Source organism: Streptomyces sp. NPDC059003, assembly GCF_042740445.1.
In the GTDB taxonomy this organism is placed as follows: Bacteria; Actinomycetota; Actinomycetes; order Streptomycetales; family Streptomycetaceae; genus Streptomyces.
The window spans coordinates 1-21,444 of sequence record NZ_JBHYJH010000136.1; the positions used below are offsets into that span (position 1 = coordinate 1).

19 protein-coding genes are annotated in these 21,444 nt (G+C 71.8%); 6 read left to right on the forward strand and 13 right to left on the reverse strand.

All coding sequences use genetic code 11. The annotated features are described in order from the left end of the window. Nucleotides 1-181 precede the first annotated feature (181 nt). The 6 genes from fbaA to ACFWZ5_RS34085 all read right to left on the reverse strand — a co-directional run bounded on the left by fbaA (nt 182) and on the right by ACFWZ5_RS34085 (nt 6,407). Complete coding sequence (gene fbaA / locus ACFWZ5_RS34060) at nt 182-1,204, reverse strand: class II fructose-bisphosphate aldolase (protein ID WP_384806684.1); 1,023 nt, start codon at nt 1,202-1,204, stop codon at nt 182-184. A 197-nt stretch (nt 1,205-1,401) separates the two neighbouring features. Beyond that, entirely contained in the window at nt 1,402-1,953 is a 552-nt protein-coding gene (gene pyrE / locus ACFWZ5_RS34065) for an orotate phosphoribosyltransferase (protein ID WP_384806682.1), read from the reverse strand. A gap of 10 nt (nt 1,954-1,963) precedes the next feature. Continuing rightward, complete coding sequence (locus ACFWZ5_RS34070; RefSeq protein ID WP_384806680.1) at nt 1,964-2,758, reverse strand: aldose 1-epimerase; 795 nt, start codon at nt 2,756-2,758, stop codon at nt 1,964-1,966. A 400-nt stretch (nt 2,759-3,158) separates the two neighbouring features. After that, nucleotides 3,159-3,935 carry an SRPBCC family protein gene (locus tag ACFWZ5_RS34075; RefSeq protein WP_384891709.1) on the reverse strand — a complete coding sequence of 259 codons (777 nt, stop codon included), beginning with the start codon at nt 3,933-3,935 and terminating at the stop codon, nt 3,159-3,161. A gap of 71 nt (nt 3,936-4,006) precedes the next feature. Next, nucleotides 4,007-5,590 carry a polyamine aminopropyltransferase gene (locus ACFWZ5_RS34080; protein WP_384804030.1) on the reverse strand — a complete coding sequence of 528 codons (1,584 nt, stop codon included), beginning with the start codon at nt 5,588-5,590 and terminating at the stop codon, nt 4,007-4,009. 298 nt (nt 5,591-5,888) lie between these two features. Beyond that, on the reverse strand, nt 5,889-6,407 hold the full coding sequence (locus ACFWZ5_RS34085) for a DUF2617 family protein (RefSeq protein ID WP_384804028.1): 519 nt from the start codon (nt 6,405-6,407) through the stop codon (nt 5,889-5,891). 840 nt (nt 6,408-7,247) lie between these two features. On the opposite strand from ACFWZ5_RS34085, the gene ACFWZ5_RS34090 reads away from it, so the two are divergent. Beyond that, nucleotides 7,248-8,450 (forward strand): pyridoxal phosphate-dependent aminotransferase, encoded by a 1,203-nt coding sequence (locus ACFWZ5_RS34090; RefSeq protein ID WP_384804025.1) that lies wholly within the window; start codon nt 7,248-7,250, stop codon nt 8,448-8,450. Nucleotides 8,451-8,597: 147 nt separating this feature from the next. Then, nucleotides 8,598-9,788 (forward strand): mannosyltransferase family protein, encoded by a 1,191-nt coding sequence (locus ACFWZ5_RS34095; RefSeq protein WP_384804022.1) that lies wholly within the window; start codon nt 8,598-8,600, stop codon nt 9,786-9,788. 19 nt (nt 9,789-9,807) lie between these two features. Here ACFWZ5_RS34095 and ACFWZ5_RS34100 read toward each other — a convergent pair whose 3' ends face one another. Continuing rightward, entirely contained in the window at nt 9,808-10,350 is a 543-nt protein-coding gene (locus ACFWZ5_RS34100; protein WP_384804019.1) for a YbjN domain-containing protein, read from the reverse strand. A 105-nt stretch (nt 10,351-10,455) separates the two neighbouring features. Continuing rightward, nucleotides 10,456-13,080: an ATP-dependent chaperone ClpB gene (gene clpB / locus ACFWZ5_RS34105; protein WP_384804016.1), complete on the reverse strand. Its 2,625-nt coding sequence runs from the start codon at nt 13,078-13,080 to the stop codon at nt 10,456-10,458. Nucleotides 13,081-13,234: 154 nt separating this feature from the next. On the opposite strand from clpB, the gene ACFWZ5_RS34110 reads away from it, so the two are divergent. After that, nucleotides 13,235-13,648: a pyridoxamine 5'-phosphate oxidase family protein gene (locus ACFWZ5_RS34110; protein ID WP_384804012.1), complete on the forward strand. Its 414-nt coding sequence runs from the start codon at nt 13,235-13,237 to the stop codon at nt 13,646-13,648. Between the two features lie 155 nt (nt 13,649-13,803). On the opposite strand, the gene ACFWZ5_RS34115 is transcribed toward ACFWZ5_RS34110, so the two are convergent. Continuing rightward, nucleotides 13,804-14,151, reverse strand: a complete 348-nt coding sequence (locus ACFWZ5_RS34115; RefSeq protein ID WP_384804278.1) for a hypothetical protein — start codon at nt 14,149-14,151, stop codon at nt 13,804-13,806. A 349-nt stretch (nt 14,152-14,500) separates the two neighbouring features. Here ACFWZ5_RS34115 and ACFWZ5_RS34120 point away from each other — a divergent pair, with 349 nt between their 5' ends. Then, complete coding sequence (locus ACFWZ5_RS34120; RefSeq protein WP_384804280.1) at nt 14,501-15,490, forward strand: helix-turn-helix transcriptional regulator; 990 nt, start codon at nt 14,501-14,503, stop codon at nt 15,488-15,490. Continuing rightward, nucleotides 15,487-16,467 carry a helix-turn-helix transcriptional regulator gene (locus ACFWZ5_RS34125; RefSeq protein ID WP_384804282.1) on the forward strand — a complete coding sequence of 327 codons (981 nt, stop codon included), beginning with the start codon at nt 15,487-15,489 and terminating at the stop codon, nt 16,465-16,467. The genes ACFWZ5_RS34120 and ACFWZ5_RS34125 overlap by 4 nt, the downstream gene beginning before the upstream one ends. A 24-nt stretch (nt 16,468-16,491) precedes the next feature. On the opposite strand, the gene ACFWZ5_RS34130 is transcribed toward ACFWZ5_RS34125, so the two are convergent. The 4 genes from ACFWZ5_RS34130 to ACFWZ5_RS34145 all read right to left on the reverse strand — a co-directional run bounded on the left by ACFWZ5_RS34130 (nt 16,492) and on the right by ACFWZ5_RS34145 (nt 19,926). Next, complete coding sequence (locus ACFWZ5_RS34130; protein WP_384804284.1) at nt 16,492-16,896, reverse strand: hypothetical protein; 405 nt, start codon at nt 16,894-16,896, stop codon at nt 16,492-16,494. A 4-nt stretch (nt 16,897-16,900) separates the two neighbouring features. Continuing rightward, nucleotides 16,901-17,701, reverse strand: coding sequence for an XRE family transcriptional regulator (locus ACFWZ5_RS34135; protein WP_384804286.1), 801 nt, complete (start codon nt 17,699-17,701; stop codon nt 16,901-16,903). Nucleotides 17,702-17,846: 145 nt separating this feature from the next. Then, nucleotides 17,847-18,944 carry a hypothetical protein gene (locus ACFWZ5_RS34140; protein ID WP_384804288.1) on the reverse strand — a complete coding sequence of 366 codons (1,098 nt, stop codon included), beginning with the start codon at nt 18,942-18,944 and terminating at the stop codon, nt 17,847-17,849. Between the two features lie 4 nt (nt 18,945-18,948). Next, complete coding sequence (locus ACFWZ5_RS34145) at nt 18,949-19,926, reverse strand: MBL fold metallo-hydrolase (RefSeq protein WP_384804290.1); 978 nt, start codon at nt 19,924-19,926, stop codon at nt 18,949-18,951. 413 nt (nt 19,927-20,339) lie between these two features. Between ACFWZ5_RS34145 and ACFWZ5_RS34150 the strand changes: the two genes are divergently transcribed. Further along, the gene (locus ACFWZ5_RS34150; RefSeq protein WP_384804292.1) at nt 20,340-21,359 is read left to right on the forward strand and encodes a LuxR C-terminal-related transcriptional regulator; all 1,020 of its coding nucleotides are present in this window, start codon (nt 20,340-20,342) and stop codon (nt 21,357-21,359) included. Nucleotides 21,360-21,444 lie beyond the last annotated feature (85 nt).

Consider the following 21,444-nt stretch of genomic DNA (forward strand, 5'->3'; position numbering starts at 1 on the left):
CCCTAGGACCCCTTTTTTCCGCGCTGCGCGCTCGTCCTCAAACGCCGGACGGGCTGGATTTTCCAGCCCGTCCGGCGTTTGAGGACCGGGGTCTGGGGCGGAGCCCCAGTTCGGGAAGGGGCGGGGTTGGGGGACTTCGCGTCAGCGCACCGCCCGCACCACCCGCCCCGCCCCGACCGCCCTACTTGAGCTTCGTGCCCGTGGAACGCAGGTTCGCGCAGGCCTCGGTGACGCGCTTGGCCATGCCGGCCTCGGCGAGCTTGCCCCAGGTGCGCGGGTCGTACGTCTTCTTGGAGCCGACCTCGCCGTCGACCTTCAGGACGCCGTCGTAGTTCTTGAACATGTGGTCCGCGACGGGCCGCGTGAACGCGTACTGCGTGTCGGTGTCGAGGTTCATCTTCACGACGCCGTTCTCCAGGGCCGTGGCGATCTCCTCGGCGGTCGAGCCGGAGCCGCCGTGGAAGACGAAGTCGAACGGCGACTGCTTGCCGTACTTCGAGCCGACGCCCTCCTGGAGGTCCTTCAGGAGCTCGGGGCGCAGGACGACGTTGCCCGGCTTGTAGACGCCGTGGACGTTGCCGAAGGACGCGGCGAGCAGGTAGCGGCCCTTCTCGCCGAGGCCGAGCGCCTCCGCCGTGCGGATGGCGTCGTCGACCGTCGTGTACAGCTCGTCGTTGATCTCGTGGCTGACGCCGTCCTCCTCGCCACCCGTGGGGGTGATCTCGACCTCGAGGATGATCTTCGCGGCGGCGGCCTTGGCGAGCAGCTCCTGGCCGATGGCCAGGTTGTCGGCGAGGGTCTCGGCGGAGCCGTCCCACATGTGGGACTGGAACAGGGGGTTCTCACCGCGGGCGACGCGCTCGGCGGAGACGTCGAGGAGCGGGCGGACGTACCCGTCGAGCTTGTCCTTCGGGCAGTGGTCGGTGTGCAGCGCGACCGTGATGTCGTACTTCGCCGCCACGATGTGCGCGAACTCGGCGAGGGCCACCGCGCCCGTCACCATGTCCTTGTTGTGCTGACCGCCCAGGAACTCCGCACCACCGGTGGAGATCTGGATGATGCCGTCGCTCTCCGCCTCCGCGAAGCCACGCAGGGCGGCGTGCAGGGTCTGCGAGGAGGTGACGTTGATGGCCGGGTAGGCGAACTTGCCTGCCTTCGCCCGGTCGAGCATCTCGTTGTAGACCTCGGGGGTTGCGATGGGCATTGTGTCCGCTCCTTGTGATGTGCGGGGTGAGTGCTGCTGCTTCTCGGCCCTGACCTGGGGTGTTAACGGGACCCCTGGAGATTCCGGGGGGCCTGGGGGACGACGATCCGTCGGCTCTGTCGGAATTCGTCGCCCCCATCTTTCCAGACTCGCCGGGTTGCTCAAGGCCGGTGACCGGCCCCCCGCGGGGCAGGGCCTCAGTCGAGGCCCAGCTCGTCCTTCGAGTACGCGAACAGGTACGGGACCCCCGCGCCCTGCGTGATCTTCTCGGCGGCGCCGGTGGCGCGGTCCACGATCGTCGCGACGGCCACGACCTCGGCGCCGGCCTCGCGCACGGCCTCGACGGCGGTCAGCGGGGAGCCGCCGGTGGTGGAGGTGTCCTCGACGACGAGCACGCGGCGGCCCTTGATGTCCGGCCCCTCGACGCGGCGCTGCAGGCCGTGCGCCTTGGCGGCCTTGCGCACCACGAAGGCGTCGAGCTTCTTGCCGCGCGCGGCGGCGGCGTGCAGCATCGCGCCCGCGACGGGGTCGGCGCCCATGGTCAGGCCGCCCACGGCGTCGAAGTCGAGCTCCGCGGTGAGGTCGAGCAGCACCTGCCCGACCAGCGGGGCGGCCTCGCCGTCGAGGGTGACGCGGCGCAGGTCGACGTAGTAGTCGGCCTCGAGCCCCGAGGAGAGCGTCACCTTGCCGTGCACGACGGCCTTGTCCTTGATCTGCTGCAGCAGGTCGCCGCGTACGTCGTCAGTCATGCCTACGAGCTTAAAGCCGCCGCCACGTCCAGGTGGTCGCCGTCTCCAGGGGTTCGAGGGGGGTGACGAGGCGCGGCGCCGTGTTGAGCCCGTTGGGCGGTCCTGTCTGCGGCTCCACGCACACGGCGGCGTCCTGCTCGTCGTACACGACGACCCACTGCTCGCGGCTCGCCACGGTCAGCTCGAGGCGGCCCGGCCAGGTCAGGGTGACGTCCACGCCGTCGGGCATGCCGAAGCAGTCGTCCCAGGGGCCGGGGAGGGGGTCGACGCGCTCGCCGGTGGGCAGGTGGTCGTCGCCGCGGCGCTCCTGCCAGGCGGCGTCGAAGCCGATCCGCACGGGCTCGCCCTCTCTGTCGAGCCGGCGGTTGAACCACGGGTGCCAGCCCGCCTGCGCGGGGAACGAGTCGTCGTACGTCTCCACCGCCATCTTCAGCGTGAGGGCGCTCGCCAACAGCTCGACGATCTGTGTGACCCGGCCCGCGTACGGCCACGGGTCGGTCAGGTCGTACGTGAACACGGCTTCCGTGGCGCTTGCGCGGGCCGTCTTCCAGGCGGCGTCGCGGGCCGTGCCGTGGATGGCGTGCGGGGGTGAGTTCAGGGGGAGCTGGTGGATGGTGTCGCCGTTGCGGAAACGGCCGTCCCTGGTGCGGCCGCACCACGGCACCATCGGGAAGCAGCCGTAGCGGTCGCCCTGCCTGAGCAGTTCGACTCCGTCCACCTTCAGGCTGCCGACGCGGCAGCCGTTGCCCGGCTGCACGGTCGCTTCCGCGGAGCCCGCGGCCAACGTGATCTCTTCGGTAGTCACACCAACGACCCTACGACGCCTGGCGCGGGCGCCTCATGCCACGTCGTACCTGTGCCCCTCCCCACCCACCCGCCCTTCCCTGGAGCTACCGCCCCAGCCCCCACCCTCGAATGGGGCTCCGCCCCTCTCCCCCAATTCGGCGCTCCGCGCCTCGTCCTCAAACGCCGGACGGGCTACAACTCCCCACCCACCCGCCCTTCTCCGGGGCTGCCGCCCCGGACCCCACCACACCTGGCCGCCGCGCCGCGCTGCGCGCTCGCGGGGATATCCAGCCCGTCCGGCGTTTGAGGACGAGCCGCGGAGCGGCGATATGGGGGAAAGGGGCGAAGCCCCATACGAACTGCGGGGGCTGGGGCCGCGGCCACAGGGAAGGGCGGGTGGGTGGGGGAGAAACGAATCGTCAGCGGCGGCGGCGTAGGGCTCGGGTGACGACGATGGCCGAGGCCAGGACGAGGGCGGCCGCGGGCGCGGCCCACCGCAGCGTGGCCCCACTGGCCAACGCCTCCGGCGCCGGCACCGGCGCGTACCGCCCACGCGGCGGCGCATGATCGACTTCCTCCGCACTCCGACCGATCATCGTCCGCCGCGCATGCGCGGCCTCCGCCGCGGGCGCCCCGCCAGAACCCGACCCCTCGCCGGACCCCATCCCGTCGGAGCCGTCGTCGTCGGCGAGCGGGTCGAGCGACGGCGGTGGGACCTCCGTCTCGAAGATGCTGACCGCCGCGTCGGCGGCGGCGCCCGCCGCGAGTCCCTCCGCGAACCGCCCGAGCAGCCTGCGCACCGCCGCGTCCACAGCCTGTGGAGAGTCACCGACGACATCGGCCACACGGCCGTCACCACTCGCGGTACCGGTGAAGGTCACGCGGGTGCCGCCCTCGGCGGCGGGCGCGAGCCGCAGCAGCAGGGCGAAGGAGACGACACCGCTGCCGCGCACCTCGGAACCCTCGCCGTTCAGGGCGTACGCACCGTCGCCGCGCGCGGCGACGCTCAGCACCCCGCGGTAGGTGATCGTGTGCCCGCCCACCCGCACCTTGAGCCGCCCGGCCACGGGCGGCGCCCCCGCGTCGGGGGCGGCGTCACGCTGCAGCCCGGGCACCGCGCCCGCGACCCGCTCGGGGTCGGCCAGGGCCGCGCGGAGCGGGGCTTCCGGAACCGGTACGAACACCTCATGCTCCATGACAGTCGAGCGTACCGACGCTCCCCCCGTGATGTACGCCACTTACCCCCGCCTCTTATGAAGGGGACCCGTCAGTCGGCGTAGCGCGGGTGCACGAGCGTGGACGGCGCGATGGCCCGCCACCCGGCGGGCCGCACCCGTTCCGCGGCCCGCCCCCCGGTGCGGAGCACGGCGGACGCGCGGGCCGTGTCGAGCGCGGCCGGGCTGCGGGAGGCGAGGACGAAGCCCCAGTCGCGCGGCGCGGCCGTGCTGTCGGCGGTGCGGTCGGGCCCGGCGGCGTACCCGGCGGGGCGGCCGGTGAGGCGGTAGGGCGCGGTGGCGTAGCCGGCGGCGCGCAGGGTGGCGTCGACGGTCCAGTAGGTGTGCGGCCGGGTGGCGGCGGGCCCCGCGTGCACGGCGAGGCGGCCGCCGTCGGTGAGGACGCGGGTGACGAGGCCGTAGAACTCCTGCGAGTACAGCTTGGTGCTCGCGGTGATGCCGGGGTCGGGCAGGTCGCTGAGCACGACGTCGTAACCGGCCCCGTGGGAGCCGCGCAGCCAGCGGAAGGCGTCGGCGAAGGCGACGTGGACGCGCTCGTCGCGGTAGACGTGGCCGTTGAGTTCGCTGAGCGCCGGGTCGTTCCTGGCGAGCTCGACGAGGCCGGGGTCGAGTTCGACGATGTCGACGCGGCGTACGCCGGAGTGGCGCAGGACCTCGCGGGCGGCGAGGCCGTCGCCGCCGCCGAGGATCAGGACGCGGGCGTGCGGCCCGCCGCGCAGCGCGGGCTGGACGAGCGCCTGGTGGTAGCGCCGCTCGTCCTGGCCGCTGACGCGCAGGCGGCCGTCGAGGAAGAGGTGCAGGGACGCGCGGTCGCCGCCGGTGAGCACCACTTCCTGTACGTCGGTCTGGACGGCGACGCGGATCTGGGAGCCGTAGACGGCGCGCCGCGCGGCCCGTTCGAAGTCGTCGACGAGCACGGCGGCCGAGGCGAGGACGGCGAGGACGACGCCGTTGGCGACGAGCAGCAGCCAGCGGCCGCGCGCGCTCAAATCCCGCCCGAACAGGCCGAGGACGAGCGCGCCGCCCGCGAGGACGTTGACCGCGCCGGTGAGCAGCGCGCCGGTGAGCTGCCCGAACCAGGGCAGGAGCAGGAAGGGGAAGGCGAGGCCGCCGACGAGGGCGCCCACGTAGTCGGCGGCGAACAGGTCGGCGACGGCACCGCCCGCGTCCTGTCTGCGGATGCGCTGGATGAGCACCATGAGCAGCGGCACTTCGGCGCCGATGAGCACCCCGATGCCCAGCGAGAACGCCACGAACAGGTACCGCGATCCGCGCTCCCACACCTCGCCCTGGTCACCGGCCCACGCGAACGCCGCGTAGAGCACCATGGCGCTGCACCCGCCGACGAGTGCCAGCGCCGCCTCGACGAGCCCGAACCCGGCGGCGGCCCGGCACCGAAGCCGCTTGGCGAGCAGCGAGCCGACGCCCATCGCGAAGACCATGACGGAAAGCACGACCGACGCCTGGGTGACGGAGTCCCCGATCAAGTACGAGGCGAGGGCGACGAGTTCGAGCTCGTACACAAGTCCGCAGGCAGCGCAGATGAACACGCCCGCGAGCACGAGGAACCGGCCTGTCCGGGGCGTGACGGGCAGACGCTCAGGCGGCTCGATCACGCCCCGAACGCTACGTCACCGCACCCTCACACCAAGTCCCCCACAAGGGTGGAGGTGACGGCGTCGGCCCGCAGGCCTCGAACCGCCCCCGCGCCCAGCCCCACCGCACACGCCCCGCCAGCCCATCCACTGCCAACCGCCCCTGCGCGCACGTCCCGCCGCTACCGCGGCGGCATCACCCCGCCCGCCCTCCCACTACCAACCGCCGGGTCGCACCCGCCGACGGCGCTCGGCCCCCGCCGGGGGCGTCCACCCCGCGGGACGCTGGAAACGGGCGGGCGGGTGGGAAAGGAACCGCTCAGAGCGCCGCAGGCATCCGCACGCCCACCCGAGTCCGCGTAGCCACCAACTGCCCGTCCTGCGGATACGCATGCCACGTACGCCACATCACCGACCCCTCGTGCCGCTGCGCCAGCATCGCCGTGAACGCGTGCGGCAGGCCGGGGAACACCCCGGCAAGCCCGTGCGGATGCTCGGCGACGAGGGCGAGCAACTCCTGTGCGCGGCCCGCGAACTGACCCTGTGACAGCGTCTCGACGCGCGCTGCGAACTCGTACTCCCATTCGCCGAGCCGCTTGGAGACGCCGAGCGGCAGCGGCGTGCTGCTGCCCGGGATGCAGGCGACGGTCTCCGAACAACTGCCCTGTTCCTCTTCGAGGAGGACTTGGTGAGAGGCCCCGAGTAGTCTCAACTGCACGGTCGCGCCGGACAGTTCCAGGTCGAGCGTGGCGAGCGCTGGCAGCGGCTCGCGGCCAAGGGCCCAGGCCAGGTCCCCGGCGCGCGTGTCGGTGTAGACAGTCTTCAGGGTCGTGAGCATGGGTCGGCTCCGCAAACACGCAAATGGAGGTGGGGCCGGCGGCACCCGGTCGGACACCGGGCGGTCGTCGTGCCGGCGCGTGCCCACGGAGAAGTCCTGATGCCTTGTTGAGCTGAGAACGTCCGAGGGCGGTGTGACAATTAAGAGGGAATCATGAACTGAGACACTGCCACAGCGTTTTTACCCAAGTTCGTAGGGTTTCCATCCCCTAGAGGGCTCAACAGTTCATCTGTTCACGTTTCAGCGAACTCATGTGGTCCCGAAACGTCACCTCTACGCCCGTCATCGCCGCGCCCGCCACCGCGGACCCGCACGTCAACGACGAGGCGCCCGCCGGGAGTTGCCTCCCGCCGGGCGCCTCGCCCAGTGGACCAGCTGCCCCGTGTCAGCTGCCTCCGCCGCCGCAACCTCCCCCGCCGCCACCGCCACCGCAGGACGACCCGCCGCCACAGGACGACGACCCGCCACCGCACGACGACGAACCGCCGCCGCACGAGGACGAACCGCTGTCACCCGACGACCCGCAGCCGTAGGACGGAGTCCCGGTCCCGCTGGACCCCGCCCACCAGCTGCCGCCCCCGCGGGCGCTGATCCCGCGACGGCTGCGCGAGGTGTGCACGAGAACCGCAATGATCACTATCCAGCCGATGAAGAAGAAGACCACGACCATCGTGCCCATCGCCCTCACCTACCCTTCTCTTCCCCCGTAGCGGGTCCCGGCCGTTCCCCCGAACCGGTGCCGCCCTGCGAATCCTGTTCCGCGCCGTTGCGTGACAAGGGGATGCCCCCGGCCACAGGCGCCCAAAGCAGAGTTGAGGAAGTCCAGAGGTTCGGCGGAGGATGACGGCCATGACTTCTTCCTCGGGGACCGCAGGGAACGCCCGGCCGCTGCTCAACCGCCGCCTGGCCGAGTTCGGCACGACGATCTTCGCAGAGATGTCCGCGCTGGCCGTGCAGACAGGCGCGATCAATCTGGGGCAAGGCTTCCCCGACACGGACGGCCCCGAGGAGATCCGGGAGGCCGCGGTGCGCGCGCTGCGCGACGGCCGCGGCAACCAGTACCCGCCGGGCCCGGGCGTCCCCGAGCTGCGCGCGGCGATCACCGCACACCAGGAGCGCCGGTACGGCCTCTCCTACGACCCCGACCGCGAGGTCCTCGTCACGGCGGGCGCCACCGAGGCCATCGCCGCCTCCCTGCTCGCCCTGGTCGAGCCGGGCGACGAGGTGATCGCCCTTGAGCCGTACTACGACTCGTACGCGGCGTCGATCGCCCTCGCGGGCGGCACCCGCGTCCCGGTCACCCTGCGCCCGCGCGAAGGGCGCTTCGTACTGGACCTGGACGAGCTGCGCGACGCGATCACCCCCCGCACCCGCCTCCTGCTCCTCAACACCCCGCACAACCCGACCGGCACGGTCCTCACCCGCGCGGAGCTGGCCGAGATCGCGAAGCTCGCCGTCGAGCGCGATCTGCTCGTCGTCACGGACGAGGTGTACGAGCACCTGGTCTTCGAGGAGTCGGGGCACATCCCCCTCGCCTCCTTCCCGGGCATGCGCGAGCGCACGGTGACGATCGGCTCGGCGGGCAAGACGTTCTCGTTCACGGGCTGGAAGGTCGGCTGGGTGACGTCGACGCCCGAGCTCGTCACGGCGGTGCGGTCGGCGAAGCAGTTCCTGACGTTCGTGGCGTCGGGCCCCTTCCAGTACGCGGTCGCGGAGGCGCTCGCCCTGCCCGACGCGTACTTCACGTCGTTCCTCGACGACATGCGCGCCAAGCGGGACCTGCTGGCCACGGGCCTCACGGCGGCGGGCTTCGAGGTCTACCGCCCGGCAGGCACGTACTTCATCACCACCGACGTCCGCCCCCTGGGCGAGAGCGACGGCTTCGCCTTCTGCCGCGCCCTCCCGGAACGCGCGGGCGTGGTCGCCATCCCGAACGCCGTCTTCTACGACCACCGAGAAGCAGGCGCCCCCTTCGTACGCTTCGCGTTCTGCAAGAAGACGAGCGTCTTGGAGGAGGCGGTGGCCCGCCTCAAGTCGCTCTAACTGCTGTAACCGCTGTGGGCAGCTGGTCCGCCCAGAGGGCGGAACGGGTGGGCACAGCCCACGGACGGCGTGCACCCGACGTACAAACGCACACCCACACGGCCCCGCCAGCTAGCGAACAGCGCAGCGACCCCGCAGGGTTCGGGTGTGACCCACCCGACCCCCACCGTCCCCGCCCCCGTCACACGCCACCCCCGCACGGAGCGCGCCCAGCCAACCCCCGGCTGGGCGACCGCGGCCCACGCCCTCGCCGCCTTCACCGCCGCCCGCCTGATCGGCCTGCTCGCCCTCGCGGCCACCGCACACGCCACCCACCAGGACACCTTCCGCCTCCTCGGCCGCTCCTGGGACTCCCGCTGGTACACCGGCATCGCCGCCCACGGCTACGGCCGCACGCTCTACTTCGAGCCGGGCGTGGTCCAGAGCGACCTCGCGTTCTTCCCGCTGTACCCGGGCCTGATCCGCGCGGTGACCGCCGTCACGCCGCTCACGCACGGCGCCGCGGGCCTGCTCGTGTCGTGGGTCGCGGCGGCGGCGGCCGCGGTGGGGATCTTCGCGATCGCCGCCCGCCTGCACGACCGCCGCACCGCGACGGTCCTTGTGCTGCTGTGGGGCCTGCTTCCGCACTCGGTGATCCTGTCGATGGCGTACACGGAACCCGTGCTCACGGCCCTCGCCGCCGGTTCCCTGTACGCGCTGCTCACCGGCCGCTGGATCTGGGCGGGCGCGCTCGCGGCGCTCGCGGGGCTCGCCCGGCCGAACGGGCTCGCGGTGGCGGCGGCCGTGCTCGCCACGGCCCTGTACCAGGTCCTGCGGCAGAACGGCCGGGTTTCCCACAGGCTGTGGACAGGCGCGGCGCTCGCCCCGCTCGGCTGGGCGGGGTACGTGCTGTGGGTGGGCGTCCGCGAGGGCGATCCGCTCGGCGGCTACTTCGCGGTGCAGCGCCGCTGGGGCTCGCGGTTCGACTTCGGCGCGGGCTCGCTCGCCTTCGTCAAGCACCTGCTGCTCGACGGGGACAAGCTGGTCTTCTCCATGACCCTGGTGATCGTCGCGGCGGCCGTGCTGCTCTTCGCCCTGCTCGTGGCCGCGAAGGCGCCACTGCCGCTGCTCGTGTACTCGGGGATGCTGCTGCTGATCACCGTCGGCGGCTCCGGCTTCTTCGAGTCCAAGCCTCGGTTCCTGCTTCCCGCGTTCCCGCTGCTGCTTCCGCTCGCGTGCGCCCTGGTCAGGACGGCGAAAGCCCGGCCGGGGTCCGCCGTCCTCGTGGTCGGCGCCCTGGCCGGGCTCTCGGTGGCGTACGGGGCGTATCTGGTGACGATCGCCCGCATGCCGTTGTGATGCCTGAGACGTAAGGGGCTCAGGCCTCGTCGTCGCCGGGCTTGTCGTCGCCCTGCGCGGAGTCGACGTCCTTCTCCAGACCGAGCTGCTCGACCAGCCAGTGGTCGAACTCGATCGCGGCCCGCACCCAGCTGACCGTCGACGAGACGAAGTGCTCGAGCGCGACGCCCGTGCCGATCAGCATCTGCGCCTCGCCGATGAGGCGGACGGTGCCGTCGTCGTGGGTGTGCGTGTAGACCTTCGGCCACAGGGTGCGGCGGTTCCAGTCGTCCACGGACTCCAGGATCTGCTGCTTGTCGTCGATGGAGTGCGGACGGTCGTAGAACGTCCGGACGGAGAAGACCTGCTGGTCGTCCTCGCCGCGGAACATGAAGTAGGTGCGGAACTCCTCCCACGGCGCCGCGAGGTCCCCCTCGTCGTCGACGACGTACTTGAGCTCCATCTGCTCCAGGAGCTGCTTCACGAGGTCCTGGTCAGGGACGACGGGGCCCGCCGGTCCTGCGCCCTGCTGCGGTTCGGGCTGGCCCCCGAAATTCGGAATCGAGGACGGGTCGATGCTCACCGTGTTCTTCCCTTCGTACGGATTGAGCCATCCTCCCCCATCCCGGGCGGGGGCCCGCAACCCCCGCCCTGGGATGTGACCGGTTACGGCCCCGCACCGCGCCCCTTACAGGGACTTTCCGGTCGCCGGACCGGTCCCGTCGGCGGTCGCCGGGCCGACGATGAGGTCGTCCCCGAAGACGTCCACGCGGACCGTGTCGCCGTCCTTGACCTCGCCCGCGAGGATCTCCTTCGCGAGCCGGTCGCCGATCGCCGTCTGGATCAGGCGGCGCAGCGGCCGGGCGCCGTACGCCGGGTCGTTGCCCTTGTCCGCGAGCCAGGCGAGGGCCTCGGGCGTGACGTCGAGGGTGAGCCGCCGGTCGGCGAGGCGCTTGGCGAGGCGGGAGATCTGGAGCTGGGCGATCCGGGCCAGCTCGTCCTTGTCGAGCGCGGAGAACACCACGAGGTCGTCGAGCCGGTTCAGGAACTCCGGCTTGAAGGAGGCGCGCACGACCTCCAGAACCTGCTCCTTCTTCTCGTGTTCGCTGGTCAGGGGCTCGACCAGGAACTGGCTTCCGAGGTTCGACGTGAGGATGAGGATGGTGTTGCGGAAGTCCACCGTCCGGCCCTGGCCGTCGGTGAGCCGTCCGTCGTCGAGCACCTGGAGCAGGATGTCGAAGACCTCCGGGTGCGCCTTCTCGACCTCGTCGAGCAGGACGACGGAGTACGGGCGCCGCCGCACGGCCTCGGTGAGCTGGCCGCCCTCCTCGTACCCGACGTACCCGGGAGGGGCGCCGACGAGCCGGGCCACGCTGTGCTTCTCGCTGTACTCGCTCATGTCGATGCGGACCATGGCCCGCTCGTCGTCGAAGAGGAAGTCGGCGAGCGCCTTGGCCAGCTCGGTCTTGCCGACGCCGGTCGGGCCGAGGAACAGGAAGGAGCCGGTGGGCCGGTCGGGGTCGGCGATCCCGGCGCGGGTGCGCCGCACGGCGTCGGACACGGCCCGCACGGCCTCGCTCTGCCCGATGAGGCGCCGGCCGAGCTCGTCCTCCATGCGCAGGAGCTTCTGGGTCTCGCCCTCGAGGAGGCGTCCGGCGGGGATGCCGGTCCAGGCGGCCACGACGTCGGCGATGTCGTCGGGCCCGACCTCCTCCTTGACCATGGTGTCGGCCTTCGCGGCCTCCTCCTCGGCCTCGGACGCGACCTCCAGATCGCGCTCAAGGGCGGGGATCTCGCCGTACAGGAGCTTGCTCGCGGTGTCGAAGTCGCCGTCGCGCTGGGCGCGCTCGGCCTGGCCGCGCAGCTCGTCGAGCTTCTCCTTCAGCTCGCCGACGCGGTTGAGGGACTGCTTCTCCTTCTCCCAGCGCGCGGTGAGCCCGCGCAGCTCCTCCTCCTTGTCCGCGAGGTCGCGGCGCAGCTTGTCGAGCCGCTCCTTGGAGGCGGGGTCGGTCTCCTTGCTGAGCGCGAGCTCCTCCATGCGGAGCCGGTCGACGGCGCGCTGGAGCTCGTCGATCTCGACGGGCGAGGAGTCGATCTCCATGCGCAGCCGCGAGGCCGCCTCGTCGACGAGGTCGATGGCCTTGTCGGGCAGGAAGCGGGAGGTGATGTAGCGGTCGGAGAGGGTCGCGGCCGCGACGAGCGCGCTGTCGGCGATCTGGACCTTGTGGTGGGCCTCGTAGCGGCCCTTGAGCCCGCGCAGGATGGCGATGGAGTCCTCGACGGACGGCTCGGCGACGAGGACCTGCTGGAAGCGCCGCTCCAGGGCCGGGTCCTTCTCGATCCGCTCGCGGTACTCGTCGAGGGTGGTGGCGCCGACCATGCGCAGCTCACCGCGGGCGAGCATGGGCTTGAGCATGTTGCCCGCGTCCATGGCGGAGTCCCCGCCGGCGCCCGCGCCCACCACCGTGTGCAGCTCGTCGATGAACGTGATGATCTGGCCGTCGCTCGCCTTGATCTCGGAGAGCACGGTCTTGAGCCGCTCCTCGAACTCGCCCCGGTACTTGGCGCCCGCGACCATCGCGCCCAGGTCGAGCGAGACGAGCCGCTTGTCCTTGAGGGACTCGGGCACGTCGCCCTTCACGATGCGCTGGGCGAGGCCCTCGACGACGGCGGTCTTGCCGACGCCCGGCTCGCCGATCAGCACGGGGTTGTTCTTCGTACGGCGGCTGAGCACCTGCACGACCCGCCGGATCTCCTGGTCCCGCCCGATGACGGGGTCGAGCTTGCCCTCGCGGGCGGCGGCGGTGAAGTCGGTGCCGAACTTCTCCAGGGCCTTGTACTGGCCCTCCGGGTCCGGCGTGGTCACGCGGCGGCCCCCACGAACCTTCTCGAAAGCATGCAGCAGCCCCTTCGCGCTCGCCCCGTGCTCGGTGAGCACGTCGGCGACGGGGCCGCCCTTGTCGGCGAGCCCGATGAGCAGGTGCTCGGTGGACAGGTAATCATCGCCCAGGTCCTTGGCCCGCCGGTCCGCGTCGGCGATCACGGCGAGCAGCTCGCGGTTGGGCTGCGGCGGCGCGACCGTGGATCCGGTGACGCTCGGCAGCGAGGCCAGCACGCGCTCGGTGTCGGCGCGCACGGCCGCCTGGTCCGCCTCGACGGCGGCCAGCAGGTCGGTGATGTTCTCGTTGTCCTGCCCCTCCAGGAGCGCGAGGAGCAGGTGCGCGGGGGTCAGGTCCGGGTGGCCTGCGGACACGGCCCGGCTCGTCGCCGCGTTGATCGCGTCCCGGCTCCTGTTCGTCAGCTCGGCGTCCACGTGGGGTTTCTCCTCCTTGCGCGTACGGGTGTGTACGGGTGGTGCGGGTGGTGCGCGGTGGGGCGGGCCTCGCCGCCCCTCCTAACTGACTCAGTCAACGTACACAAAGTTGAGTCTATTCCACTCAAGGCCAAGTCGACTAGGTTCCTGCCCCATGGCCATCGACCCACACCATCCCTCCGCCCCCTACCTCAGCTTCTGGCGGGAGCGCCACCTCTGCACCCTGACGACGCTCCGCCCCGACGGGACGCCCCACGTGGTCCCGGTCGGCGTGACGTACGACCCCGAGGCGGGCCTCGCCCGGGTCCTCGCCAGCAAGACGAGCCGCAAGGTCGCCCACGTCGTCGCGGCGGCGGGCGTCGACGGGCCCGGCGCCCGCGTGGCCGTCTGCCAGGTCGACGGGCGCCGCTGGGCGACGCTGGAGGGCCGGGCCACGATCACGGCGGAGCCCGCGCGGGTCGCGGAGGGGGAGCGGCGCTACGAGGAGCGGTACGGGCGCACGCCGCGGGTGAACCCGGACCGGGTGGTCATCGAGATCGCCCTGGACCGGGCGATGGGCAAGGCCTGAGCCCCCGGGCACGCCAGGGGCCACGCACGGGCCCGCGCACGGGTCCCCGCCCGGGGTCCCCGCACACACCACAGCGGCGCCACCGTGTTCAGGTCCACGGTGGCGCCGCTGCTGGGGGAAGCACCTGCGCGATTTACAACGACGGGGGAATCGCGTCAGGCGCTGCGGGGGGTGGCTGTGAGGGAGTCGGACGCCGATGACGCCGTCCGCTTCCGCTTCCCGATCAGCTGGTGGTCACGCTGGTCGAGGTTGACGAAAACCATGCCGTAGCGAACGGCACATCTCACCGGCTGCGGCGCGCCGCGGGGACGGCGCAGGCAGCGGTAGGCGCGGATGTCCTCGTCGTCGTCGCGGACGATGATGACGGGCTCTCCGACAAGGGTGACCATCAACGAGTCACCGGCGTGGGGGATCGCGGTGACGAGGTCGATGAAGTGCCAGCCGGAACGGTAGGCGGTGGCCATCTCACGGCGGAACGTGCGGTCGTCGGGCGGGGTGGTCATGCCGCGCCACCTTCCGACGCCGTGTACCACCCGAGGTCGGGCGGTGCGGCCGAGTCGCCTTCCGACGCCATGTTCCAGCCGAGGTCAGACGGTGCGGCCGTAACGGAGCTCTTCACCTTCGGCGGATGCCAGCCGAGATCGAGAGAGCCCACTACGCCCAAGACCAACCCTGCCGAGAGGGTGGCGACAAGCACCGAGCGAAGCATGCGCTTATACATGGTCGGCTTCGTCCTCACTTGATAGGTTCCTCTCCCCCGGCACAACAAGACGATGTCTCAATCGAGCACGTCAAAGCCACAGGGTGGATGCATCATGTTCCTGCACGTTCAGGACCCTGGGGGGTGGAGAATTGCTCACAACAGATGCGAAACCGACACATCCTCACCCCACAACGCCACTGTGTGGTGAGGGCTCGCGGCTCTACGCGAGCGCGCTGAGCGACGGACGGCTCGCACGTGCCGAGGCCGAGAAGGCACCCTGTCTTCTGGAGTCCGGCCTTCTGCATCCCGATCCCGACGACGAGGACTGGCTCAGGCCGGTTCCGCCGTCCACGGCACTGGCGCAACGACTCCACCCCATCGAGCGGGAAATCCAGGAGCGAAGGCGGCTCGCGGTCGAAATGACCGATGTCTTCGAGCCATTCATGGCCATCACCATGCGTGTCGAACCGACTACGCACGCCATCACGGTGCTGGAGGGCGAGCCCCGTATCAACGAGGCCATCGAGCGCGCCACCGAGGAGTGCCGCTACGAGGTGCTCACAGTCCAGCCAGGCGGCGGTCGCAGCGAGCACGTCCTGAACGATGCTTTGAAGCGTGGACAGACCATCCTCGACCGCGGTATCACCATGCGCACGCTCTACCAACACACCGTCAGGCACAGCCAGGGCACTCTCGCCTACGCGGCCCGCATGTCCCAGGGCAACGTGGAGATACGGACGCTGGAAGAGTTGATCGACCGACTCATGATCTTCGACCGGACCGTCGCCATCGTGCCGGCCCGCGCCGACCGCCAGGACGCCCTCGAGATCCGGCAGCCCGCACTGATCGAGTACCTCGCCAAGGTGTTCGAGCAGCAGTGGCAGCAAGCGACGCCGCTCTACGACGAGGTGCCGTACCCGCCGTCCAGCCACGGCATCACGGGCGTGCAGCGCTCCATCGCCCGGCTCCTCATCGAGGGCCACGTGGACGAGGCGATCGCGCGCAGGCTCGGCATGAACGTCCGCACCTGCCGGGCCCACATAGCCAAGATCGCCGCGGCTCTCGGCAGCGGAAGCCGGGCCCAGCTGGGCTACCTCATCGCCCAGTCCGGCCTGCTCGACCAGGACAGACCCACATGACCACCGCGCCCCGCCCGCACGCGCACGGCCCCGACGAACTCTGCGAGGCGGGTTCGACCCTGTACGCCCGCGCCCTGCGCGAAGGACGCGTGGCGCACCGGGACGCCGACACCGCCCCCTGTCTGCTCGACTTCGGCCTGCTGCACCCGGACGTCGACGACATGCGCTGGCTGCGCCCCACGGCACCGGCCGTCGCCCTGACCCAGCTCCTGCGCCGCATCGAGGACGACGTCGCCCGCAGGCGCCGCCGCGAGGAGAAGCTGACCGCGCTCTTCGAGCACCTGATGGCGGTGGACGCGGGCCGGCTCCCGAGCTCCGGAGCGCCCGAACTCGTCGTCCTCGAAGGCTTCGAGCGCATCAACACCGCCATCGACGACGCGATGCTCGAAGCCACCGACCAGCTGCTCACCGTCCAGCCCGGCGGCGCCCGCTCCCCGGAGATCCTGGCCGACGCCCTGCCCCGCGAGCAGGACGTGCTCTCCCGCGGCTGCCGCATGCGCACGCTCTACCAGCACACCACCCGGCACTCCCTGCCCGCGCTCGCCCACTACGAACAGCTCGACGGCGACGTGGAGGTCCGCACGCTGAACGAGGTCACCGAGCGCATGGTCGTCGTCGACCACGCCGTGGCCTTCATCCCGGCGAGCAGGGACCGCACGGTCGCCCTGGAGATACGCCAGCCCGCCATCGTCGACTTCCTCATCACCACCTTCGAGCGCCTGTGGCACCTGGCGACCCCGATGTACCCGCACCCCGCGCAGCTCCCCTCCGAGAACGGCGTCACCACCCGCCAGCGCGCCATCGCGGAGCTCCTCATCGAGGGCCTCACGGACAGCGAGATAGCCGCCCGGCTCGGCATGAACGTCCGCACCGCCCGCGAGCACATCGCCAAGCTCGCCGCGATCCTCGGCAGCGGCAGCCGCGCCCAACTCGGCTATCTGATCGGCCAGTCCGGCATCGTCGACCAGCGGCAGTAGGCGCGGCACGGTACGGCCCGGCGGCTAGTGGTAGATGGCCCGCTGCAGCGGCAGGCCGAGGGCCAGGAGCGCCTCGCGCACCACGCGCTCCCCGTTCAGGCCGTCCGCGCCCAGGTCGAGGACGGCCGTCTGTTCCCAGCGCACCGACGACGGGCGGCCCATCGTCACGCGCCAGGACGGCGCGCGGGCGTCCCGCGTGCTGCCGGTGCAGGCGATGTTGAGGACGCGCACGACGGACACCTTGGCGACGACCTGGAGGGGGAAGTCGCCGACGAGGTGCTGGCGGTCCACGACCCAGGTGACGGGGTAGCCGCGGCCGTTGAGGTCACCGGCGATGGTGTGCACCACCGGGGCGAGGCGGGCGGGAGCGAGGGGGGCGGCCTGGTCGGGGGCCGTGGTGCGGTCCTTCATCTCGCTGCTCTCATCCATACGTTCACGACGTGGGGAGCGGGTCGAAGAGCAGGACCACATGGCGTGACCCGCGGGAGCTCGCCGGTTCCGAGACGACCATCGTGATGAGGCCGGGGCCCTTCCTGGGGTGGTACAGCGGGCGTACGTCACCGTCGGGATGGATGTAGACCTCGGTGCTGCGCTCGTAGATGGGGCCCGCGTATTTGTCGCGGGTGATGTCCCGGTGCAGTCGGGCGAGTGAGCGGTTTTCCGGGTTCTGTATGTGGGCGAGTCTGACCTGGTTGAGCAGACCGGGCGCCCACCGCGTTTCCCAGTCGGTCAGAATGTGGTCGCGGGCCTCGTCGGAGAGCGCCATCCAGCGCATCGTGTTCTCGGGCACGCCGTTCTCGAAGACATCGGCGAACGGCTGGTTGTGGGCCACGAGATCCCACTGGACGTTATTGACGTACGCGATTTCCCGCTGGCCGTTCACGGCGCGCTGCCAGGCGGCCGCCGCGGCCATCGTGACGCCGCCGCTCGGGTCCAGGGCGTGCGGCGGCCGCTGGCCGAGACAGAGCAGGTAGACCTGCGTGAACTCGTCCTCGGTCATGCGCAGGATGCGGCCCACCTGACGCAGATAGTCGTCGCGCGGCAGCATTTTGCCGCTTTCGAAGCGATGGTACGTACCGACCGCACGGTTCATCAGGATGTCCATGTCGGACTGGGCGAGCCCCGAAACCCGCGGTCCTGGGCGGCCCGAGGGCTGGGCGTGGAGACCCACCTCCTCCGGGGCGATTCTGGAGCGCAGTCGTCTCAGTATTCGGCGAAGTCCGTCCTCGTCCACGGTCCTTGCACCCCTTCCCCCTCGCGTTCCCCCCTCGCGCGTGATCGCGGCACGTCACCGGCACGGTGCCAGCACCATAAACCCAGAAGAGTCGGTGACCAACAGATCGTAATCACGCCGCACTTCAGGACCCGGGCCCGCCGCGTCAGCCCCAGCGCACCGGCGACGCCGCCCCGCACATCCCCGGGCCGACCCCGAGCAGCAGCCCCCGCGCGCCCACGGGCGGCGGGTCGTCGTACGTACGGGCGAGGACCCGCAGCACCGCGGAACCGCCGGTGTCGCCGTCCTCGGCGAGGGTCGCGCGGGCGTGCCGCAGCGCGGCGTTCGGGCACAGGCCCGAGTCGACGACCGCGTCGAGGTAGTGCGGGCCGCCGGGGTGGACCAGGGCGAAGTCGAGCGGCTCGGCGCCCTGCCGCCAGGGCAGCCGGGCGAGGACGCAGGCGACCGCCTTCGCGGCGTCCTGCGGCGCGTCGAAGTGGAAGCCCTCCTCGTGGGCGCGCAGTTGGTGGTCGATGTCGGCGCCGGGGTGGACGTAGCTCCAGCCGTCCTCGACGAACAGGCCGGGCCGGGTGAGCGGCTCCGCGCTGACGACGGCCGCGGCGGCGCCGTCGGCGAGCAGGAGCCGGTGCAGCATGGAGTTGAGGTGGTCGTTGCCGCGCGCGTGGGCCGCTCCGAGCACGTCGACGCCGACGACCAGGAGCGGGCGGCCCGGCCGGACGAGGGCGGCGGCGAGGCCGATGGCGTGCGCGCCGCCGGTGGTGGCCAGCGGCATCCGGGCGGCCTCGCCCGGGATGCCGAGGGCGTCCACGAGGTGGGTGTCGTGGCCGGGGGCGGCGACGCCGCGGCCCTGGAACGTGAGGATCCCGCCGAGGTCGTCGGCGCTGATGCCCGCCTCCTTCAGCGCCGCGAGGCCCGCCCGCTCGGCGAGCTCCGCGGCCTCGGCGAAGACGACCTCGGCCCGCAGCGCGCACAGCTCGGGATCCGCGTCGGCGGGCACGGTCCTGCCGGAGTCCGTGTCCGCGTACGGCCCGGAGGGCGGCGCGTACGCATCCGGCGGTACGCCCACCTCGGCGCCCGGCGCCCTGACGTACCGCCGCCGCTGTCCCGCCATGTCCCGCGCGGCCGCGAGGAAGGCCCGCAGCTGCGGGTGGCGCGGCCAGGTGCGCGCGATGTGGTCCGCCAGCTGCTCCACGGTGACTTCATGCCGGGCGTTGGCCGTCCCTGGGCGACTGACGTACGCCATCGGGCTAAGCGGGGGTGGAGACGTGCCGCTGGTCGTACGCCCAGCGCGCCGCGTGGCTCGCGAGGGCCGCCATGTCGGGGGGCGCGCCGGTCGCGGCGAGGTGGTGGTACTCGATGAAGGTCAGCATCACGACCCGCTCCGGCGCGCCCAGGTGCGGGTGGAATCCGCCCGCCAGGATGGAGTCGGCGGCCTCGTAGGCGCCCTGGCCCCGCGCGTGCCGCTCGTGGATCAGGCCTTCCAGCTCCCGCAGGTACGCGATGTGGGCGCGCAGGCCGTCCGGTCCGATGACGGCGCCGTGCCCGGGGACGATCCGGTCGGCGTCGAGGGCGAGGACCGTCTCGCAGGCCCGCACCACCTCGGCGAGCGGCCCCTCCCAGTGCACCGGGTGGTCGTCGGGGAAGACGACGTCGCCCGCCGCCACCACGCCCTGCCCCGGCAGGTGCACGACGAGGTCCCCCGCGGTGTGCGCGGGCCCCACCTCGACGAGCCGGACGTCGACGTCGCCGACCCGCAGGTCGTACGAGCCGCTGAAGGTCGCCGTCGGCGGGACCACCGTGACGTCGGAGTAGTCGTAGGCGCCGAAGCGCTCGCGGGCGTACCAGCCGAGCGGGTCGGCCGGGTCGCTCGCGTGCACCAGGTACTGCATCTGCTGCGGCGTGATCTCGTGGCAGTGCCGCTCCAGGCTGGCGCGCGTGCTGATGATCTCGGCGCCGGGGAAGAACGAATTGCCGTAGCAGTGGTCGCCGTTGGCGTGCGTGTTGACGACCGTGCGCACCTGTGTCCCCTCGGGCAGCACGCGTGCGGCCGCCGCGATGAGCGCGCGGGTCATGCGCGCGTCGTACGGCGTGTCCACGAGCGCCGCTTCGTCGCGCGAGCCGATGAGGAGACAGTTGGCGAGGCCCCACGCTCCGGCGGCGCCGCGCGGCGCCCACAGGTACAGGCCGTCGTCGGACAGGACGGTGAGGTCCACGGGAAGGTCCATGACCGTATCTTCCTCGGCGACCGCGCCTTCACCGACTGTGGTGAACACCACACGTGGGGTGGCGGAGCGCCGCCGTGACGGGTCCTGGCGGCCCCGACTGCGGCCCGCCACCGACGACATACGGGACGACTGCCCTCAACTGCCCTGCTACACAGTCCAATTGACGCATCGTCGGCTCCGAGAGCGAGCCGGCGGCATGATTGATCGTTGAATATCTGGAGCGGAATTACTAGAGATAAATTCCCATCCGAAAAGGCGGGTTGCCGACGCCAGAATGGGAAGCTGGGGGACGCCCGGCCCCTTGGCGCCGCCTTGATATCAGATGCCGCGTTGACAAGGATGACCCTTCACGCGTGGCGTCCGACCGTCGTCACGCGCGCGATCACTGCAGGCGAGCCGGGCAGGGGGAGCAGGTGCAGGACGTAGTGGCGCCCGCTGGGGGGCACGCGCCGCACGAACCAGGGGATCTGTGCGACACGGGCCGCGAGGTGTACGCGCGGGCCCTTCAAGAGGGCCGGATACGCCGCGAGTCCGCCGCCGCGGCGCCGTGTCTGGTCGAGTCGGGCCTGTTGTGCCCGGAACGCCCGGACCACGCCGAGCAGGACGGCGGTGCGTGGCTGCGGCCCACCGCCCCGGTGGTCGGCATCGCCCGGCTCCTGGAGGACATCGAGCGGCGCGTCGCCCAGCGCCGCAGCCGCGCGGCCCGCCTCGCCGACGCCTTCGAGCCGTTCCTGAGCCTGGAGCCCGACCGGCCCCCGGACCTGACGGCGGCGGGCGTCACGGTGCTCCAGGGGATGCCCCGCATCCGGCACGCGGTGTGCCAGGCCCTCGCCTCGGCGTCCCGCGAGGTCCTCGGCATCCATCCGCGCGACGCCTTCCGGCCGCGGCTGCTGCCGCACGACGAGCCCTGGCGCCTGGCGGAGTTCGCCGCCCGCGGCGGGCACATCCGCGCGCTCGCCCGGCCGCAGGAAGTCGGCGGGGAGCTGCCCGCGCTCGCGCACCCCGTCGCCGGGTCGCTGGTCGAGTGCGAGGTCCGCACGCTCGACGACATCCCCGAGTGCCTGCTGGTCTTCGACCGGGACGTGGCGCTCTTCCCCGCCGTCGCGACCGGCGAGATCGCCTTCGAGGTCCGCTCCCCCGCCCTGGTCAACTATGCGGTGACGGCCTTCGACGTGCTGTGGCGGCTCGCCGACCCGCTGTACCGCAGGCACACGCCGCGCCTGTCCGCCCAGGCCTTCCCGCCCGTCCAGCGGGCGATCGCCCGCCTGCTCACGGAGGGGCTCAGCGACTCGGAGGTCGCCGGGCGCCTCGGCATGAACGTCCGCACCGTCCGCGTGCACATCGCGAAGCTCAGCTCCACCCTGGGCGGCCACAGCCGGGCCCAGCTCGGCTATCTCATCGGGCGGTCGGGGATTCTGGAGCAGAACCCGTAGCCGGCCGCGAGGCCCGCTGCGAGGCCCCCCGCGACGCCTCTTCCTGCGTCACTCCTTACGTCACCGCCCGGTCCCGACGACGGGC

Bases quoted from the DNA above. Each gene is read 5' to 3' on its own strand.
- ACFWZ5_RS34145 (WP_384804290.1), bottom strand. From the start codon at position 19,926: ATGGACCTTCCCGTGGACCTCACCGTCCTGTCCGACGACGGCCTGTAC.
- ACFWZ5_RS34140 (WP_384804288.1), bottom strand. From the start codon at position 18,944: ATGGCGTACGTCAGTCGCCCAGGGACGGCCAACGCCCGGCATGAAGTC.
- ACFWZ5_RS34130 (WP_384804284.1), bottom strand. From the start codon at position 16,896: ATGGATGAGAGCAGCGAGATGAAGGACCGCACCACGGCCCCCGACCAG.
- ACFWZ5_RS34125 (WP_384804282.1), top strand. From the start codon at position 15,487: ATGACCACCGCGCCCCGCCCGCACGCGCACGGCCCCGACGAACTCTGC.
- ACFWZ5_RS34115 (WP_384804278.1), bottom strand. From the start codon at position 14,151: ATGACCACCCCGCCCGACGACCGCACGTTCCGCCGTGAGATGGCCACC.
- pyrE (WP_384806682.1), bottom strand. From the start codon at position 1,953: ATGACTGACGACGTACGCGGCGACCTGCTGCAGCAGATCAAGGACAAG.
- ACFWZ5_RS34085 (WP_384804028.1), bottom strand. From the start codon at position 6,407: ATGCTCACGACCCTGAAGACTGTCTACACCGACACGCGCGCCGGGGAC.
- ACFWZ5_RS34075 (WP_384891709.1), bottom strand. From the start codon at position 3,935: ATGGAGCATGAGGTGTTCGTACCGGTTCCGGAAGCCCCGCTCCGCGCG.
- ACFWZ5_RS34110 (WP_384804012.1), top strand. From the start codon at position 13,235: ATGGCCATCGACCCACACCATCCCTCCGCCCCCTACCTCAGCTTCTGG.
- ACFWZ5_RS34090 (WP_384804025.1), top strand. From the start codon at position 7,248: ATGACGGCCATGACTTCTTCCTCGGGGACCGCAGGGAACGCCCGGCCG.
- fbaA (WP_384806684.1), bottom strand. From the start codon at position 1,204: ATGCCCATCGCAACCCCCGAGGTCTACAACGAGATGCTCGACCGGGCG.